We start from the raw sequence: 1,842 nt of genomic DNA on the forward strand, positions 1-1,842 counted from the left end.
TTCGGCTACGAGCAGGTGCCGCAGCGCAGCCTGCGGGGCATGAGCTTCCCCATCGGGGTGCGGTAGGGCGCCCACGGTTTGTGCAAGCACGCGGGCGGAATTGGAGGAATCGTGGATGGCATGGAAACGCGGCGGGATTGGCGGAATGCTGCTGGGGGCCTTATCGGTATGGCCCGGCATGGTCGCCGCGGCGGAGGATGCCCTGGGCCCGTCGCAGCCGGAGCTGGAGCGGCGGCTGGAGAAGTGGCCGCCGCAGCTGGTGATTGATACGGGAGGACACCAGTCCCCTGTTGCCGACCTAATGTTCGCACCGGATGGGAAGACCCTGTACACGGTTTCTCAGGACAAGACCATTCAGATCTGGGACGTGGCCAGCGGCAAGCGACGCCGGGTTTTCCGCCTCCAGCGGGGGCCGGGGGAGCAGGGCAAGCTGTACTCGGGAGCGATTTCTCCGGACGGCGAGCAATTGGCGGTGGGGTGCTGGGACCATGCCATCCGCATTTTGGATGCGCAGAGCGGGGAAGTGGAGCAGGTGCTGCGGGGGCACCAGGGCATCGTGCACGCTCTAGATTTTTCTCCGAATGGCCGTTATCTGCTATCCGGAAGCATGGATGAGATTGCCTACTACTGGGATCTGGACAGTGGGCAACCTTTTCACTCTTTCGGGCCTCATGGAGCTGGGGTCCGAAGTGTAATGGTGGGTCCTCACGGATATCGCCTAGCTACTAGTCCTTATGATCCAAGAGCGTCTGCTTACATTTGGGATGCAAAAAGTGGGGAAGAAGTTCGCGATTTAAGTAAATCAAGATATTTTGAAGCTACATATTCTTTATCATTTTCACCTGATGGTAAGTATTTAGTAACAAATGGAAGTACGCCCGGACAAGAGGATGCAGGCTTCGCGATTTGGGCTTCGAAAACTGGAAAGTTTGTTGGGTTGGTGAAAACTGTTGACGATACGTTGGAGAGCAACAGTACTTCGGGTTTTTCAACGATATCTCCAGACGGAGAAAGGTTAATTATTTCCAACTATTACCTGGAGAAAGTGGGCGGGAAGGTGTCTCATTATCCATTTTGGTATGAGGAATATACCTTCCCAGAGGGGAGGCTTCTGGAAACTTACGAAACACCTCCCAAGCGGGTAATAGATCATAGGTCTGGATTTGTTTGGAACAAGGCAAAGAATATTGTAGGAACCGCTGGTCCTTTTAATAGTAAAAATGACATAATTGTTCAGATATGGGCCCCTGAAAAAGACAAGGTTTATAACCGACTATCAGGAGTTGGTTCGGGGGTGATTTCAGCAGTGGGTTTCTCGGAAAAGGGGGGTGCTATTGGGTGGGCGCGGAAACACGCAGATTCTTTTGACAGGTTCTCCAAAGAACATACCTTGCAAAACCGATTTTTCCTTCCCCTCCCGAAGAACCCTACGGGGAGTCGCAATGCCGTCGTATCGCAATCTGGGTGGCAACGGGGAATCCAAGGAGTAGGCAATACGGAGATCCGCGTCCAACCAGACCCCGATGATGGTCATCCTAATCACTGGAAGTTGGAGATTCTGCGCTATGGGCAAGTAGTGCGCCGGATAAATCGAAAAGGGAAGGCCTCCAGTACTCACTCCGCCCTGACCTTGACCCCGGACGGAAACACGGTGATCAGCGGGGGGCGAAATGGCTATCTGGCGAGCTATGACGCCCACACTGGAGAAAAGCTGCACGAGTATATTGGTCACTCGGAGTACATCACCTCAGTGGCCCCCTCTCCTGACGGCCGCCTGCTGGTCTCCGGCAGCTCGGACCAAACCATCCGCCTCTGGGAGATCGCCACGGGGGAGCTGCTGGT

1 protein-coding gene is annotated in these 1,842 nt (G+C 54.8%); it reads left to right on the plus strand.

Going from position 1 to position 1,842, the window contains the following annotated elements; translation table 11 throughout:
- Nucleotides 1–115 precede the first annotated feature (115 nt).
- The coding region (locus tag ACERLL_RS17715) for a WD40 repeat domain-containing protein (protein ID WP_373657424.1) at nucleotides 116–1,842 on the plus strand (1,727 nt) is incomplete at its 3' end.

The organism is Thiohalorhabdus sp. Cl-TMA (assembly GCF_041821045.1).
In the GTDB taxonomy this organism is placed as follows: Bacteria; Pseudomonadota; Gammaproteobacteria; order Thiohalorhabdales; family Thiohalorhabdaceae; genus Thiohalorhabdus; species Thiohalorhabdus methylotropha.